General features: G+C 42.2%; 15 protein-coding genes, 1 tRNA gene and 3 pseudogenes. 13 read left to right on the top strand and 6 right to left on the bottom strand.

The window, feature by feature from the left end; all coding sequences use genetic code 11:
* Window positions 1-142: 142 nt before the first annotated feature.
* From BN6628_RS04055 to BN6628_RS04065, 3 genes are all read left to right on the top strand, one after another.
* A complete protein-coding gene (locus BN6628_RS04055; protein ID WP_082926779.1) occupies window positions 143-1,546 on the top strand; it encodes an MATE family efflux transporter in 1,404 nt (467 codons plus the stop codon).
* 322 nt (window positions 1,547-1,868) lie between these two features.
* Complete coding sequence (locus tag BN6628_RS04060; protein ID WP_068614657.1) at window positions 1,869-2,186, top strand: DUF6442 family protein; 318 nt, start codon at window positions 1,869-1,871, stop codon at window positions 2,184-2,186.
* Window position 2,187: 1 nt separating this feature from the next.
* Window positions 2,188-2,397 (top strand): helix-turn-helix transcriptional regulator, encoded by a 210-nt coding sequence (locus tag BN6628_RS04065; RefSeq protein ID WP_068614659.1) that lies wholly within the window; start codon window positions 2,188-2,190, stop codon window positions 2,395-2,397.
* A gap of 15 nt (window positions 2,398-2,412) precedes the next feature.
* On the opposite strand, the pseudogene BN6628_RS26925 reads toward BN6628_RS04065, so the two are convergent.
* The 5 genes and pseudogenes from BN6628_RS26925 to BN6628_RS04085 form a co-directional block, all read right to left on the bottom strand.
* Window positions 2,413-2,643: pseudogene (locus tag BN6628_RS26925) on the bottom strand (transposase); the annotation flags it as partial.
* Between the two features lie 165 nt (window positions 2,644-2,808).
* Window positions 2,809-3,255, bottom strand: a complete 447-nt coding sequence (locus tag BN6628_RS04070; RefSeq protein ID WP_068614662.1) for a DinB family protein — start codon at window positions 3,253-3,255, stop codon at window positions 2,809-2,811.
* Between the two features lie 56 nt (window positions 3,256-3,311).
* The gene (locus BN6628_RS04075; RefSeq protein WP_068614664.1) at window positions 3,312-3,938 is read right to left on the bottom strand and encodes a suppressor of fused domain protein; all 627 of its coding nucleotides are present in this window, start codon (window positions 3,936-3,938) and stop codon (window positions 3,312-3,314) included.
* Between the two features lie 55 nt (window positions 3,939-3,993).
* Window positions 3,994-4,482: a hypothetical protein gene (locus BN6628_RS04080; RefSeq protein WP_068614665.1), complete on the bottom strand. Its 489-nt coding sequence runs from the start codon at window positions 4,480-4,482 to the stop codon at window positions 3,994-3,996.
* A 271-nt stretch (window positions 4,483-4,753) separates the two neighbouring features.
* The gene (locus BN6628_RS04085) at window positions 4,754-5,647 is read right to left on the bottom strand and encodes a DUF2268 domain-containing putative Zn-dependent protease (protein WP_068614667.1); all 894 of its coding nucleotides are present in this window, start codon (window positions 5,645-5,647) and stop codon (window positions 4,754-4,756) included.
* Window positions 5,648-6,773: 1,126 nt separating this feature from the next.
* Here BN6628_RS04085 and BN6628_RS26770 point away from each other — a divergent pair.
* From BN6628_RS26770 to BN6628_RS04100, 3 genes and pseudogenes are all read left to right on the top strand, one after another.
* Window positions 6,774-7,476, top strand: a pseudogene (locus BN6628_RS26770) (DUF3427 domain-containing protein); the annotation flags it as partial.
* A 15-nt stretch (window positions 7,477-7,491) separates the two neighbouring features.
* A complete protein-coding gene (locus tag BN6628_RS04095) occupies window positions 7,492-8,289 on the top strand; it encodes a hypothetical protein (RefSeq protein WP_068614671.1) in 798 nt (265 codons plus the stop codon).
* 69 nt (window positions 8,290-8,358) lie between these two features.
* A complete protein-coding gene (locus BN6628_RS04100) occupies window positions 8,359-10,218 on the top strand; it encodes a DUF2075 domain-containing protein (protein WP_068614674.1) in 1,860 nt (619 codons plus the stop codon).
* Here the strand turns inward: BN6628_RS04100 and BN6628_RS04105 are convergent.
* A complete protein-coding gene (locus BN6628_RS04105) occupies window positions 10,215-10,457 on the bottom strand; it encodes a helix-turn-helix domain-containing protein (protein ID WP_068614676.1) in 243 nt (80 codons plus the stop codon). The two genes, BN6628_RS04100 and BN6628_RS04105, sit on opposite strands and share 4 nt — an antisense overlap.
* A 107-nt stretch (window positions 10,458-10,564) precedes the next feature.
* On the opposite strand from BN6628_RS04105, the gene BN6628_RS04110 reads away from it, so the two are divergent.
* From BN6628_RS04110 to BN6628_RS04135, 7 genes and pseudogenes are all read left to right on the top strand, one after another.
* Window positions 10,565-10,870 (top strand): hypothetical protein, encoded by a 306-nt coding sequence (locus tag BN6628_RS04110; protein ID WP_068614677.1) that lies wholly within the window; start codon window positions 10,565-10,567, stop codon window positions 10,868-10,870.
* A gap of 284 nt (window positions 10,871-11,154) precedes the next feature.
* Window positions 11,155-11,221: transfer RNA gene (locus tag BN6628_RS26025), tRNA-Ser, on the top strand.
* Between the two features lie 145 nt (window positions 11,222-11,366).
* Window positions 11,367-11,849 (top strand): annotated as a pseudogene (locus BN6628_RS04115) (SAM-dependent methyltransferase); the annotation flags it as partial.
* 70 nt (window positions 11,850-11,919) lie between these two features.
* Window positions 11,920-12,825 carry a prenyltransferase/squalene oxidase repeat-containing protein gene (locus BN6628_RS04120; RefSeq protein ID WP_068614680.1) on the top strand — a complete coding sequence of 302 codons (906 nt, stop codon included), beginning with the start codon at window positions 11,920-11,922 and terminating at the stop codon, window positions 12,823-12,825.
* Between the two features lie 168 nt (window positions 12,826-12,993).
* Entirely contained in the window at window positions 12,994-13,575 is a 582-nt protein-coding gene (locus BN6628_RS04125) for an RNA 2'-phosphotransferase (protein ID WP_068614682.1), read from the top strand.
* Complete coding sequence (locus BN6628_RS04130; RefSeq protein ID WP_068614684.1) at window positions 13,572-14,357, top strand: TatD family hydrolase; 786 nt, start codon at window positions 13,572-13,574, stop codon at window positions 14,355-14,357. Before BN6628_RS04125 ends, BN6628_RS04130 begins: the two co-directional genes overlap by 4 nt.
* A 165-nt stretch (window positions 14,358-14,522) precedes the next feature.
* Entirely contained in the window at window positions 14,523-15,404 is an 882-nt protein-coding gene (locus tag BN6628_RS04135; protein WP_068614686.1) for an ADP-ribosylglycohydrolase family protein, read from the top strand.
* Window positions 15,405-15,603: the final 199 nt, after the last annotated feature.

Raw genomic sequence — 15,603 nt, forward strand, 5'->3', positions numbered from 1 at the left:
TAGGGTATGCCTTGAGATGTTAACCAAACTACAGAAGTAGTGTGAATTAGTTGCGTTAGGAGAAACTTGTCATAGAGGGCCCATCCTAGGAGAAATACATGTTATAATAAATCGACGTGGTTGACAACATACGGAAAAAGAGATGATTTTCTTGGGTACCATAGCTCCAATATATAAACAAAAGACAAATGCTTTTTTGAATAAGCATTTTACGGGCAGCAAGCTTGATTACAAGCAAATTATCGGGATTATTGTCCCGATATTTGTGGATCAAGCTTTTATTATTTTAATGAGCTTGATTAATACGGCGATGATTGCCTCCTCAGGTGTGGCTGCGGTGAGTGCGGTGAGTATGGTGGACTCGCTGAATATATTTTTGATCAATGTCTTTGTCGCAGTGGCGACCGGAGGAACCGTCATTGTGGCGCAGTACAAGGGCAGCGGGAACCAGAACATGGTGTCCAAAGCAGCATCGCAGGCGATCTCGGCAGTGGCTATTTTGGCGGTGATGTTAGGAATTGTCGTTATCGCCTTTCACACCTCGGTATTGAATGTATTATTCGGACAAGCTGATGCGGAAGTGTTCCAGAATGCGCGGGTCTATTTGATCGGCAGCTGCATATCGTACCCTTTTATCGCTATTTTTCAGGCTGTAGCGGGTGCGCTGCGGGGGATGGCCGAAACGAAGGCCTGCCTCGGGCTGTCGCTTATTATGAATTTGACTTATCTGGGTCTGAACATCCTGCTGATCAGTGTGCTGCATATGGGCGTGATGGGGCTTGTCATCTCCGTGATCACGGCCCGGGTGCTCGGGATGATCATCTCACTGGTCTATATCATCAAAATGAATCAGTCCCTGCAATATCGCCTGCGGCACGCGCTGCAGCTGGACTGGTCCATTCTCAAAAAAATTATGGTTATCGGTGTGCCGTTTGCGGCGGAGCAAATGTTCTTTAATGGCGGCAAGCTCTTAACCCAGACCTTTATCGTGCAGCTCGGAACGCTGGCCATCACCGTGAATGCCATCAGTGGCTCGATTGCCATGCTGTTCCAGATCGGCGGCAGCGCACTGAGCATTGCCGTGGTAACTGTGGTGGGGCAGTGTATCGGCAACGGCAGTATCCCGGATGCACGCAAATTCATCAGGTCATTCATCGGGCTGTCCACCGCATTTTTCATTATGTTGACTGCCATCATTTTGCCGTTATTCCCGTACATTATCAAACTGTTCTCGCCGCCGGCCGAGATTGTACCCGATATCTTCAACTTGATGGTTCTCATATCCGTGACGCAGCCGCTCCTTTGGTCCATCAGCTTCATTATCCCCGCGGCACTGCGCGCGGCCGGCGACTCGAACTTTACTTCGGTGACATCTTTGCTGAGTATGTGGGTGCTGCGGGTTATCCTGGGATACGTTCTGGCGATCCCATTCCATCTTGGCATCATGGGCGTATGGATCGCCATGGTTACCGAGTGGGGCGTACGCGGTGCCATCTTTGGAATGCGTTTCCGGGGGGATAAATGGTATCGGCGTAAGCTGATCTGAGGGGTAACGAAGTTGAATCCTGCTTATAATGCTGACATCATGGCAAAAAGTAATCATCCCAACGGGCTTGATAATAAAAAAATTGGTTTTAACCAACAATGCTCAGAGAATAATCTCTGGGCATTGTTTTGTTGGGGGAGGTTTGTCTAAAACAGTCCGCAATTGCGGATGATCCCATCTGTACCAAGTAATGTGGCTTCAACGTTAGTCTAGTTTCCCAGGGAAATTTTGTGAACTGTATTGCCAAGTAAACTTTGCATGTTATAATAAACGTGACAAGTTTTCTTGGCATTATTTTATTACTCTGAGAGGAGTCCTTTTTATGAAAAAGGAAGAGATCTTAGAAAAGAGCAGAAATGAAAAACGGGATGAAGGTAAGGAATATGTCTTTGATAAAGGCAGGAAAAGTGGTTTTTTCGGCATGTTGGTTATCTTTTGCATTTTAGCCGTGTTCAATTTGTATACTAACCGTCAGGAAACAAACTCCGCGTTAATAGCCGTGATGTTTGGATATCTGGGCTGTGAAGGTCTGGGGATGTATTCTGTAACTAAAAAGAAAATGCATTTATTAAATTTCATTGCAGGAAGTATTATAGGAATTTCTTTTTTAGGGGTATACCTTTATAGGGTGAGTAGCTAATATGAGTGAACAATTGATTTTGAAAAATAGACTCCGCGAGGCAAGAACTGAGCAAGAACTATCCCAGGCACAATTGGCGGAAATGGTGGGTGTTTCGAGGAATACCATTAGTTCTATTGAAACAGGGCAGTTTAATCCCACTGCAAAATTAGCTTTAATTTTATGTATTGCTTTGGATAAAAAGTTTGAGGAACTGTTTTATTTTGATTAGGGCGTGTCTTCAAACTTAAGCAAGCCACACTACAATGAATGCCAAGGTCAAAAATGCCTTGAACGTACACGCTAACTTATCATAACGAGTCGCCAGACGACGGTATTTTTTTATTTTATTAAAGAAACATTCTACTAAGTGTCGTTCTTTGTAGATGTCCCGATCATATTTCGGGGGCACTCGGCGGTTTTTCATACCCGGAATCACGGGGATGGCCCGTTGTTCTTCCAAAAAGGCCCGGATTCCATTCGTATCGTAAGGCGATTGGCCAAGGCGTGCTTCATGGTCAGTTTCATGGTTTTAAGCATTTCGTATCTATGGACGGAATCATGCGCCTCGCCTCCGGTGTCAACTACCACAGCCGCTTGAAGAAATGGATGGTTCCCCTATTCTTGTTAAGTTAACTGGCAGTTATGTACTAAAAATTTGTTCGAGATGGTGTTCCAAGTGCTCAACATAGTCTTTTATAAGCCACTCTAACGTAACAAGTTTTTCTTCACCAATGTCGCATAAATACAGCAACTTGTCTTCAGGAATGTTTGCAATGACTTCAGCCACTTGCTTATTCAACATAACCCAAAGAGCCAAAATATGATCAATACTTAGGTTTTGGTAATTCATGAGTTCCACCCAATGATTCTGGGCATATTTTAACGCTGAGTAAGGTTGAGATTCATATTGAGAACGCACAAATCGTTGTAAATTAGTAAGTGCGGAGTCACACAGATGCCCTAATATTTCCTTTTTTGACCAACTGTTTGGTCGGGTCCGTATAGAAAAATCGAGTTCAGAATAAGCATGGATTCTGGATGGAACATCCGTAATCCTAAAATTAAGATGCTGTAAGATGGCTTCCATGGTATTTCCTCCAATTTGTTTTATAGATTGTACCAACACTATTTTGTCAGCTATTTTTATCTCTGTTTACACGTATTCAACCTATTAATTTCAACAATATCATTTATATTATATTCATCAAACTTTTCAAGAAGGGCCCCAAAGCCTTTGGATAGTTGATATTCCATTTCTTCTTGATATATTGGACAAACAACCAATAATTGTATTGTACTATCTTTACCTAACATTAACGAGCTAAATCCTTCATCTTCGCGAAGTGGAGGTAATAATAACATACCAGTAAAATCATTGTTATTTGCAATTGGTTCAGGAGGATCCCCATTAGGTATAGTATCTCCATAACAAAACCAAGTGCTTCTTTCATTCGGAAACTTGCCAAGTTTCCTTAGCCAACCAAATGGCCAATAATCTTTAAAATCTATAATATCCTCTTTAGCCACAGGCCATGATGGTGGAAGATACATGATGAGCTCTGTATATTCCCAATCTTTATTATCTTCTGAAACTTGTGCAGGTAATGAGCTCATTCCTGACGTTATAATAGTATGAAAGTCTCTTTGGTCGTTTGCTTGAAAAATGATTAAGTCTATATTTAGACTTTCTGAAATAGTCTCTGTATTTATTAAATCTGGTTCACCAATGTATTTTTTATAATGTTCTAATAATTGATTATTTATATCCAAAGTTCTCATTCCTCTTATAAGCAATCTCTTTGTATTAAAGTCAACGTATAGGCTGTTAGAATACCAATAGGCTTCCTTGGGGCCATTTACCTTTCCAACCACAAGGTATATGTCCTGAATTATATATTTCCAACAATTCTGTATGAAAACCTGGTTTTACATACGCGCTATAGGCATATTCCATCATTGCAGTAAGCAAATCCCATTCAACGCTTTCATATATACAATTGTTTAACTTATTTCTTTCAATAAACGTAGAAATATTTTTAAGGACTCCGTCCTTAAGTAATAATTTAGCCTCCATAGTAACTTTATTCCACTGTCTGTATTCTTCTCGCCAGTTCTCATGTAAAGTCGAGGTTAATTGATTTCTTATTTGAAGTCTGACATTATCCCAAGTAGAATTAACCTTTTTTTCAACATCAATCCAGTTTCGCACTTGCGAAACATTAACATTAATTGTTGCATTAATAGCATCCCCACAGTTACTGAAAAAGTCAATTTTAGATATTTTATTATCATAAAAATCCTTTACTTCATTCATTGTCTTCTCCTCAGTTTAGTTTTATTTTTTGGAACAAATATTTATAGATAGAATTTATTTGCCCTAGTATTTTGGTAGTTGGATCATCATCTTGCAAGCCATATTTTAACCGTTGATTTCTAGCTTTTTCAACCATTTCTAAAATTTGTTCTCTAGACCAATAGTAGCGCACTTGTTGGTATAGAACGTCAAAAAGGCGGAATGACCATTCATATGGTTATACCGCCTTTTTGTTGAATTTTTAGGCATTGTTTTTGTTGAGGGATGTTATTTAAAACAGTCTACAATTGCGGATGATCTCTTCTGTACCTAGTAATGTGGCTTCATTGATTCCGACGTTATTAATTTGCATAAAAGACTGCACTGCTCTGTATCCAACCGCATAACCTGCGAACGGGGATAAACCAACAGGCTGGTAGCCTTGCTCTTTGGCAATGGTGTCGCCGAACAAATAGCTGCTGACTTCTGCAAATCCTTTAACATCTAATGCATTCTTAAGGACTTCCGTGGAGTATTCTAAATCTTCATTATCGAGGGAGGTAACCCACGGACCCAACAAGTCTTCTCCATATAGCTCCTTTGCGAACGATTCGGCTAATCCCTCAATGATCAAATAGTCACCCACCGTAACGTTGCCATGATCCCAATTGAAATGAGAGAAACGGATATTATGATGGAATTCGTGAGCAATAACGGCGGGGATTTTCGGGATATTATAATCATTAGGATAAATGGTGACCTGAATAAATCCCGGAATTCCCCCAAACCCGCAATAGCCTTTCTGTAATTCCAGTTTGTGTGGGTCAGCGATATACAGACCAAATTTTAATTCTTCTGCATTAATTCGAAGTTCATTGTTGCTCATGTAGTCCACACATTCTCGCAAAGTTTCCTGTGCGGTTCTTAAGGCTTGGATTTCTTTTAGTTTTCGCAGAGCTTGTAATCCTGCATCAGTAGTATTCACGTCTAAAAATCCTAGCATTTTTGTGGCTATGATGACATCATAGCCATCAGGTTGTTTGGCTTTGAGAGGAACGTTGATGGTATTCCACATCTTTTCGAATGGGGTCATCATAGTGTATCGGAAAAAGTCTGCTAGTTCTGTTTCTGTCAAAGAGAGGAGTTTGTCGTATTGATCGATTGTGTTTTGGATTGAGAGTTTCAAGGTGATCCCCTACCTGAATATTTATCATGGATAGGTATAGGGTAAGGGATGACGTAGCGTGAAGGTCAACGGATTGCCAAGCTAGAATATGAAGTTGCAATGGTTGCCTTCTCTGAATTTATCAACGACAAAGTCCCTTAGCCAGGCACAAATCGTATTTGTGGTTATTGATTATATCGTGCAGAACAGCTATATCGACAATGTATCTGAACTCATCAAGCTGCCTTTTGATATACTTCAGAGTTTTGTGAAGCTCTGTTCGATAGCACAAACCAAAGAAGGCTTGTTGAGATGGTTACGCAGATTAAGGAGAATGCGGTTAAGGTGTTTGGGTAGGTGGGTTGTTCTAATCCAACATCAATTAAAAAACAGCCTGACAGCCGAAAAAAATGGATGTGAGGCGGTTGTTAGGTCACGGTGTGTTCACAACACCTACAATACCGTTTAAAAAACAATATATATTAAGTGAATAGGGTTTGCACATGATGTAAAAATCCAAATAAAGTGGATGAAACAGTCAATTCATGTAAAATTTATAATTCTTAATAAACACCCTTGTTGAACATAAGGAAGATATATATAACGCCTCAATAATTGAAATACTACAATAAGTCAACAAAACGTAAGGTTATTTCTTTTAAGCAGGGACCTCACTATGTCTTTCTAAGAACCATCTAAAAAAATTCAATTTCAAATTTTCCTCTAAAAAAATGTCATTTCTCTCTTATATTTGAACATGGTTGTTGTATTAGCCAGCTCGGGTAACTGGTGCAAAAGATAGACTTGAAAGTTCCAGTAAGAGCATGTCAGAACTACATCCCTTTACGAATCGAATCGAGCCTTCAGATTAGGGTTACTTGTCTATGATTCCATAGCTGCTAAAAAAGGACTATTGTCATATAATAATATAATCCGGAGATCCTAGCAAATTATACCAACCGACTTTTGGGGTACTCATATTGAATGGAAACTATATAGTGCAATTGTTAAATATGGGAGGCGGCCCTTGATAATCTAAGGAGATCTCAGAAAAAGAAAACTTCCCTGTTACTGAAGCTGGTTAATGATAATTAAAAACAAAGATTATTGGCTTTTTCGTGGCACATCTCATGACATTCAACCGCAAAACGATGAAGAGCGGCGCATGCTGAGTATGTTCTATTATACTTTTTACCGAATGCAGCCTTCCAAGCTAGGGTTTAGCAATATAGAGGAGGGTATTCAAGCTATTCTGTCCTATCCAGAGTTCAGAGATGAGATTGTGGATATTTTAAATACAACGAGGCTCATCTTGACTTTGTGGATAAAAATAATGCATTTTCATTCACTTGTCCACTGGATATCCACTGTACCTACAGTATGGATCAAGTTTTAGCTGCATTTGGTTATTGGAATGAAGTACAGGCACCCGCTTTTCGTGAAGGCGTGAAATACTTTGAAGCTGAGAAGACCGACATTTTCTTTATTACCCTTAACAAGTCAAATAAGGACTTTTCCCCTTCAACTCTATATGAGGACTCGCCATTCCTTCAACTCTATATGAGGACTACGCCATTAATGAACGTTTATTCCACTGGCAGACGCAAAGTCGTGTTTCTGAGGATACGAAGACAGCCCAGCGTTATATTCATCACCGTAATACAGGCAACCGAATTGCCTTGTTTGTTAGAGAATACAAGGAGCAGAACGGTTACACGTCTCCGTTTGTGTTCTTAGGTGAAGCGGACTATGTGCGTCATGAAGGGAACAAGCCAATGAGCTTTGTGTGGAGATTGCGGGAGGAACTGCCTCCGCAGATGGTTGCCACAGCTAATAAATGCATTGTTTAGAACGGAGAAAATGACATGTGGAAAGAGCTAGCTGCTCTTATAGGGGCTAATCCAATTCTTACTCTAGTAATCACATTACTAGGTACTTCTACCATTTGGCTTTATAAAGAATTTAAGCAAATGATTGAGCAGAGCACGAAGACAAAAGTTGCTGAACTGAATGAGAAAATTAAAGTGTACAGTCAACTCCAGGCAACTATTTATGCCATCATCCATCAAGCTAATCATGAGCAGTTAAAGATGAAGTTTATTGAGAAGTTTGGCGATTACAGTATGTATATGAGTGATGATGCTCGGAAGATTGCCTTAGATTACATTAAACATGGGGATTCATTGTATTTGGTATCCTTATCGTCTTTTATCGAGGTTGAATTAGAAAAGTTAAATAAAGAGCGGTGTAGGGTTCTTAATATAGGCGCTGATACAGAAATAGAGAGATATATAGCGAAACTATATGCTCCTTTTAAACCTATCCTTTTAGTTTGGTCTATGATGCTTTTCATCTTAGTAGGGGGACTTGTATATTTAATCCAGCCCTCCTGGTACGAGAAGACAAATGCCATCTTTCTTATAATATCTATATTCTTCAGCAGTGTAGCTATATTTTCCATAATGATATTAACAAAGGAGAGAAGCTTTTCTTATCATAGCACCTATAAATGGCTTTTAAATACCCTTTTTGCCGCTGCCCCATTGCTTTCATTAATAACAATACAGTTGTCGCCGTTCTCCCTAATTATTCAAATATCATCTATTACTTTGTTGATCCGATATAAAAAGGGTAGAGCTAGTAGAATTTTCACTTTTGATTAAGAGCAGGATAATTTCCTATAGTCTAATCAAATAAACTACAAATACGGACTACAGAGGGTGAACAGCACCATGATTATTTATAGCAGTAATGCATTAAAATTTCGGGAGTTAGTAGATAGTAACCAAATTACATTGGAAATCGAGAGTGCCTTTATTAAAAATATGAGAAAGAAACCAAGTCCGGGTGAAAAAAGAGCTTGGAATAATTCCATGCAGTTTATGGAACGGATCATTCGAAACTCTAAGGTTCCTGATAATTGTGGCATAATGATCGAATATAATATTCCTTCCACAAGTAGGAGAATTGATTTTATTATTGCCGGACAAGATGAGAAGAAGAATAACAATTTTGTGATTGTAGAATTAAAACAATGGGACTCTGCACAAGCTACGGACCGGGAAGATGTAGTGAGAGCCTTTGTAGGAGGAAATACGAGAGAGATCCCACATCCATCTTATCAGGCATGGTCTTATCGACAGCTAATAAATGATATGAATGAAGCTGTGGAAGAGCACGATCTAAAAGCACATTCTTGCGCCTACCTTCACAATTATCGTCCGGTTATCCCTGATCCTCTTAAAAACGATCAATATCATAATATCATTCGGGAAGCTCCTTTATTCTTAGCGGATGATAGTTTGAAATTGCAGGAATTCTTATTTAAGCATGTGGGTCAAGGAAATGGTGTTAATCTGTTATATCTAATTGAGAATGGCAAAATCAGACCTTCAAAGAAGCTAATCGATCATGTTGATGGGTTGTTTAAAGGGAACTCGGACTTTGTATTAATAGACGAGCAGAAGGTAGCTTATGAGACAATTATTAGTCTCGCAAAAGATACAGAAGTTAAAAAGACTATTATTATTCAGGGAGGCCCGGGTACGGGCAAATCTGTAATCTCCATGAATGCGCTTGGTGGGTTGCTCAAGCATAAACTTAATGCAAAGTTTATCGCCCCAAACGCATCGTTTCGAACCGTAATGGTTGAGACCCTGGCAAAAAAACAGCCTCGGGATAAGGTAAGAACGAAAATGCTATTCTCAGGCTCAGGGCAGTTCTATGACACGCCAGCTAATTTCTATGATGTTTTAATCGTCGATGAAGCACATCGTTTGAAAGGAAAAGGGGCTTACCAATATCGTGGAGACAATCAAATCGAAGATATTATTAGAACGTCCAAAGTAAATGTATTTTTTATTGATGATTTTCAACGTATTCGGCCCGACGATATTGGATCTATACAGGAGATCAAACGGATTGCTGAAGAGTATCATTCAGAAATTTATCAATATACCCTCACAGCTCAATTTCGTTGTTCTGGTGCAGAGGGCTTTCTGAACTGGGTAGATGATGCATTACAAATCCGTCCTACAGCTAATTTTGATGGATGGGATCATAAGGCTTTTGAGTTTGCTATGGTTGAAACACCTAATGAGCTCTATGAGATTATTAAGGCCAAGGAAAGTAATGGCTTTAAAGCTCGCTTGCTTGCTGGATTTGCTTGGAATTGGACGGCAGAAAAAGACGGCAATAGAAATGGTGAAATCTCTGATGTAATTATTGAAGAGCACGGATTTCAAATGCCTTGGAATGGACGATCCATCTCTAGTACTTGGGCCATTCATCCAAGTGGTATCGACCAAATCGGCTGTGTTCATACTTCTCAAGGGTTAGAGTTCGATTATGTTGGCGTGATTATCGGTAATGACTTGAAATTTAACCCTGAGACGATGGAGTTATACGCTGATTATGATCAGTATAAGGATACAATGGGAAAACGAGGATTAAAATTGAACCAAGAGAGACTTACTAAGCTTGTAAAAAATATATATAAAATACTCATTTCTCGCGGTATGAAGGGGTGTTACGTCTACTGTAGGGATCAGGAGTTACGGAGGTATTTAGAGACGAGACTTAGTGGAGTCTAACTGTAGAGGGAGATACCTTTATTCTCCAACTCAACCAAATCAATTATCTCCCTAATATCGTCGATGCCCAGCGCATCGGCGATTTTTTCGATATGAGAGAAGTTGATGTTCTCCCGTTTGCCATTGGAAAGTTCACTTAGGGCAGCGTGACGCACGTCGGAAAGACGGGACAACTCACGAAGTGAGATGTTGCGACGTCGTAGTAGCTCTGGAATTTTGACAACAACTTTCTTGGCCATAGGAACGTTCACCCCATAAGTTTGACTATACGTAAAAACGTACCATATAATAAATTTTGAACCGGTACGCATATGCGTATACTTGCGAAATTTAGGAGAATACTCTTATGGGAAACGAACACCGTCACATTTATGAAGAAGTATCAGTAAAAAATTTAGAAAATCCGCTAATAAAGAAGCAGCTAGAACAGCAGCTATATCTGGTTCAGACCTATATGAACATTACCGCAATATTTCTTGATCTCAATATGCCCAAACCCTGCTTCATCCTGTGTAACTGGTCTTTAGATGCGATCCTCAAGGCTGTATACATGAAGAGGCACGGGAGCATTTTTCCACCACGTGAATTTTCGTTAGATACATATTGGAACTTACTAAAGATGAGCAGCCTGGATATAGCCTTGCAGCGGTAAATTTAATTGAAGCCATGAGATTGTTAGCTAATTGGCATCCGTCTCAGGTGGAGACGATTGGGTCGGCACATCTCAATACTCTCATCCGTCATGTGGATCAGTTGTTGATCCAACTATCTCCGAAAGTGTCAGACTCTACAGATGAGCGCTATCATTCCATTTTCCATACCTCCCCATAGTCTAATTCCCCACTCTCGTAATACTTCCACCCTGTTCGATTCCATCAAAACAAACGAAAATATGACCAGAAGGCCAACGTAAATTTGATTCGGCCAAAATCCTCGAGGCGCATGGATGGGTTACTTCGCCTGATAAGCGACAGGTCGCTGGTTCGAATCCAGCTTCCGCTTGAAGAAGCGGAATAGCTCAGGGGTAGAGCAGTTCTGTACCTATCCGCCCTTTTTCCTCGGGGGTCTTCCACACGAAACAACCTGCTGGGGTTAACCCAAGGTTACCTCACCCGATGTTTCCAATTTGTAGTTAGGAGTAGATTGAGATGGCGATTGTGCAAGTTAGATCCACCAACCCGCAGTTTTCCTTTTTGATCAAGAAAAATCCGAATTCCGGCATGCTGCTCCGCTCGGTTCGCAAGGGCATAGCATACGGGTGGTACACGGATGAGCTGACGTTTAACGTATATTTTAAAGATGCGGATAATGAAATTTCTTATAAACAGAATGAACAGGAGAACTTCGAGTATTTGAACGTATCCCGGTACAATACCCCCTTGTTTCCGCTAAATGCGATGAACGAGTTCTTCTCTGCACCGCTGAAGGTGCAGGACACGCGGGACACGGAGGGCTACGAGCATACCTTGTTCATCAACATGATACATATTGAGAAGGTCCAGTATATTGAGTTTTTTGAAAAGCATCTGAAGGAGTTCTCGTTCCACATTGTACATCAAACGCATAAAAGCTACTCGCTTACGGTCACGACGCGGAAGAGTCTTTATCACCTGCTTCACGCTGCTTCGGTAAAATTTTCCTGGAAAATGATATAATTACGGCAGATTTTAATCCGCGATAAACCAAAGGGAGACCCCTTGTATGAAAACAACAAATCAAACGATCCGACTGGCAATCGAAGATTCCATCCGATTTCTTGAGACAACTACGGATTTGGATGAGGGGAGAGGGGAGATGAGCCGCAGAAAATGGGATGGGCCCTGGTGGCATATGGCTGCTCTGTATGAAATGGGAGAGGTGAAGCAAATTCCCAAGTCTGCAATTGCCAAGGCTAAACTTTTGCTCGAAAAGCAGGTATGGCCGACCTTCATCATATCCGCGGAGGACTATCCAACAAGTGAGTCGGACAAACTCAAAATGGATTGCTGCCACTGTGAGCTTGCCGTATTTTATATGATTCTGATGGCCTACGGCTGTGATTTGGACAAGGAGCTGCCCTGGATTCGCGAATGGCTCTTAAAGCACCAGCTGCCTGATGGCGGATTGAACTGCGATCCAGATGCCTATCTGCATTCCAATAAGAGCTCTATCGTTTCAACTCTGCCTCCGCTTGAAGCTATCCTATGGTTCACCGACCGTGAATTTACGGAACAGGAGGCCCATTTCTTAGATGAAGGCGCCCGTTATTTAATCGAACATCAATTGGTATGTTCCAAACAAAATGGGAATGTCATTGGTACGGAGTGGCTGAAGCCGTGTTTTCCGAGGTTTTTTGAATATGACATATTGCGCGGCATGTCCTTCTTGGCAGAATGGTCCCGGCGCAGGAATAAGGCGCTGCCGCCCGGTCTGCTTGTCCAAGGATTGGAACGGTTGAATCGTTACAACGAAGCAGGAGGCCTGCGAATCGGCAGACAAGTCTCTGACCCCCAAGGCCCTTGGGGTGGGCATACTTTTCCCCTGTTCGAGGCCGTTTCCGGGGTAGGTGAAGTTTCACCTTATCTAACTAGACAGTTAAATCGGGTTATCGAGCAATCATGCTTATAAAATTTGATAATTGCCTGGGTCCGCTAAGGATTCAGGCCTCTTTTACATGTTAGGGATAGGAACATTTGAGTCTAACCAAAAAATCCCACCAGGACCCAACCGGAACAGGTATAATTCCAATTACATAAGAATTTTAATGCAAGAAGCAATAGGAAGTGAAGTGAGAAAATGTTAAATCAAGCGATGGAAAAAAGCTTAAGCAAATTCATGACCAAAGTGCTCCGTCATGCGCCTGAGGCTTTTGGTGTGGTGTTGGACTCTGAGGATGGTTCGTGTCCTGTGGATACCATATTAAAGGCTATTCGGAAACAGCCCAAGTGGTCACGGGTGACTGAGGAAGATATAGAGCAGGTAGTCCGCAATTCGGATAAGCAGCGTTTTGCAATCGAAAATGGCCGGATAAGAGCCAGGTACGGGCACAGTCATGATAAAATCAGCTATTCCCCAGGTGAGCCACCGAACGTGTTATATCATGGCACGAATAAGATGGCTCTGACGTCAATTATAGAAGAAGGGCTGCGTCCCATGGGCAGGCAGTATGTTCATTTGTCAGAGGGAACCCATTTTGCCACACTCGCAGGTAGCCGCCGGGGCGAGCTTGTGATTCTGAAGGTGGATACAGGCAGTGCGAAGCAGTCAGGAGTCACTTTTTATTATGCGGGTAATGAGGTATGGCTTGCAGACCGGGTTCCGCCGGAGAGCTGCTCGGTATGGGACGCAGAAGTAGAAGAAGGAGCTATCCAGTCATGAATAATCAAATTATAGATATTGGTGTGAATTTAATGCACCGGTCATTTAACCAGGATCGGGAGAAGGTCGTCGAAAAAGCATTGGCGAATCACGTGACCCCTCTTATTATTACAGGGACAAGCCTGAGGAACAGCATAGATGCCGCCCGTTATGCCGGGCGTTATCCAGGCAAGCTGTATACTACAGCCGGGATACATCCTCATGATGCCAAGAACTTCAACAGGGAGACGATTGTGAAGCTGAAAGAACTAGCGGGACTTCCGCAGGTGGTGGCCATAGGAGAATGCGGGCTGGATTATAACCGGGACTTCTCACCGAGAGACGTCCAGCGAACATGGTTTACCGAGCAAATTCGGTTGGCAGCTAAGCTGGATATGCCCCTGTTTTTGCATGAACGGGATGCCTTCCCGGATTTCACGGCGATTCTTAAGGAATACGCTGTCCCTAAGGCGGTGGTCCACTGTTTTACCGGGAGTCAGAGCGAGCTTGAAGCCTATCTTGAAATGGGCTTCTACATAGGGATTACGGGGTGGATCTGCGATGAACGAAGAGGCAAGCATCTCAGGGAGCTTGTCCGGATGATTCCGCTGGACCGGCTTATGATTGAGACGGATGCCCCATTCCTGACCCCACGAGATTTGAAAGACAAGCCGTCAGATGGGCGGAACGAACCATCGTTTCTGCCGCATATTCTGCAGACTGTAGCCCGGTGTCTCGGAAGGCCTGCGGAAGAGATGGCCAGTGCGACAACGGAGACGGCAAGGGAGTTTTTTGGTATCTGAAAATAAGCACATGCTCGCTACCTTCTTTGCAAAGGAGACAAGGCCTGGTATGGGAGAAGCCTATATACTGGAATGTGACACGTTTGCCGCTATCAAGATAAAACAATCGTAAAGGGCCACAACTGTGGGTAACTAACTCTAAGTGAGAGGAGAGGGATGAAAGTGATGGAAGATCGTCTGTACGATAGAATCAAGGGCGGATTGTACGGGGTGGCCGTTGGGGATGCTTTGGGAGGGACGACAGAATTTATGACCCCCGAGGAGATTAAGGCTAAGCATGGGTATCTCCGGGATATTGTTGGTGGGGGAGTATGGAGGCTGGAACCCGGTGAGGTTACGGATGATACGATGATGACACTATGTGTGGCCGAAGGCATACTGGAAGACCCGGCGGAGCCTATGGAGCCGATCGGGCGCCGTTTTCTGGAGTGGTACGAATCGAGGCCTAAGGATATTGGGAACATCATTCGTCGGGTTTTTGAAAATTATCGAGGTGATTGGTTTGAAGCTGCTTTCCTGACGGACTTTGAGATGGGCCAGAGCGGAGGGAACGGAGCTTTGATGAGATGCCTTCCTGTTGCATTAGCAGCCTATACAGACCTAGCTGACATGGAACGGGTAACCCGAATGCAGTCCAAGATGACCCATTACGAAGAGAGCAGCAGTGAAGCATGTCTGATCTATAACCGGATAGCGAACCGGCTGCTTCAGGGTGAAGACATGCGAAGTGCTATCCTCAGCGAAATTAAGGGAACCTCTTATGAACACATCATCCAGGAGCTGCCAGATTGTGAGCCCAGCGGTTATGTTGTACATACCTTCAGATGGGTTCTTCACATTCTTTTGCATTCGGAGAATTTTAGTGAAGTTGTGCAAAAGGCAGCCAACCTAGGCGGAGACTCTGATACAATCGGGGCGATTGCCGGAGGGCTTGCGGGGATCTACTTCGGATATGACGGGATTCCCGGGAAATATTCGGAGGCTATTTTGATCAAAGAGCGGTTGGATGAGGTTACGGAAAGGTTGTATCGGTTGAGGGTTGGTTAGGCATTTAATGATGATCATCTCAAGGTGTCTTAGTAAAACAAACTACTTTGGTTAATTGAAACAGAATCATGTGGTCAAATTGGTAGGTAGAAAGGGTGAAGAGAATGCAATGCCCAAAGAAGTATTGCTTCCATTGGATTGATGCGGGTGATATTTATATGCCGGATTTGTTTCCGAATGCTCAGGAAGCAGTAAGAAT

It is taken from the genome of Paenibacillus tuaregi (assembly GCF_900086655.1).
Classification (GTDB): domain Bacteria; phylum Bacillota; class Bacilli; order Paenibacillales; family Paenibacillaceae; genus Fontibacillus; species Fontibacillus tuaregi.

Bases quoted from the DNA above. Each gene is read 5' to 3' on its own strand.
- BN6628_RS04135 (WP_068614686.1), top strand. From the start codon at position 14,523: ATGGAAGATCGTCTGTACGATAGAATCAAGGGCGGATTGTACGGGGTG.
- BN6628_RS04110 (WP_068614677.1), top strand. From the start codon at position 10,565: ATGGGAAACGAACACCGTCACATTTATGAAGAAGTATCAGTAAAAAAT.
- BN6628_RS04080 (WP_068614665.1), bottom strand. From the start codon at position 4,482: ATGAATGAAGTAAAGGATTTTTATGATAATAAAATATCTAAAATTGAC.
- BN6628_RS04105 (WP_068614676.1), bottom strand. From the start codon at position 10,457: ATGGCCAAGAAAGTTGTTGTCAAAATTCCAGAGCTACTACGACGTCGC.
- BN6628_RS04065 (WP_068614659.1), top strand. From the start codon at position 2,188: ATGAGTGAACAATTGATTTTGAAAAATAGACTCCGCGAGGCAAGAACT.
- BN6628_RS04125 (WP_068614682.1), top strand. From the start codon at position 12,994: ATGTTAAATCAAGCGATGGAAAAAAGCTTAAGCAAATTCATGACCAAA.
- BN6628_RS04120 (WP_068614680.1), top strand. From the start codon at position 11,920: ATGAAAACAACAAATCAAACGATCCGACTGGCAATCGAAGATTCCATC.
- BN6628_RS04100 (WP_068614674.1), top strand. From the start codon at position 8,359: ATGATTATTTATAGCAGTAATGCATTAAAATTTCGGGAGTTAGTAGAT.
- BN6628_RS04055 (WP_082926779.1), top strand. From the start codon at position 143: ATGATTTTCTTGGGTACCATAGCTCCAATATATAAACAAAAGACAAAT.
- BN6628_RS04095 (WP_068614671.1), top strand. From the start codon at position 7,492: ATGTGGAAAGAGCTAGCTGCTCTTATAGGGGCTAATCCAATTCTTACT.
- BN6628_RS04070 (WP_068614662.1), bottom strand. From the start codon at position 3,255: ATGGAAGCCATCTTACAGCATCTTAATTTTAGGATTACGGATGTTCCA.
- BN6628_RS04060 (WP_068614657.1), top strand. From the start codon at position 1,869: ATGAAAAAGGAAGAGATCTTAGAAAAGAGCAGAAATGAAAAACGGGAT.
- BN6628_RS04130 (WP_068614684.1), top strand. From the start codon at position 13,572: ATGAATAATCAAATTATAGATATTGGTGTGAATTTAATGCACCGGTCA.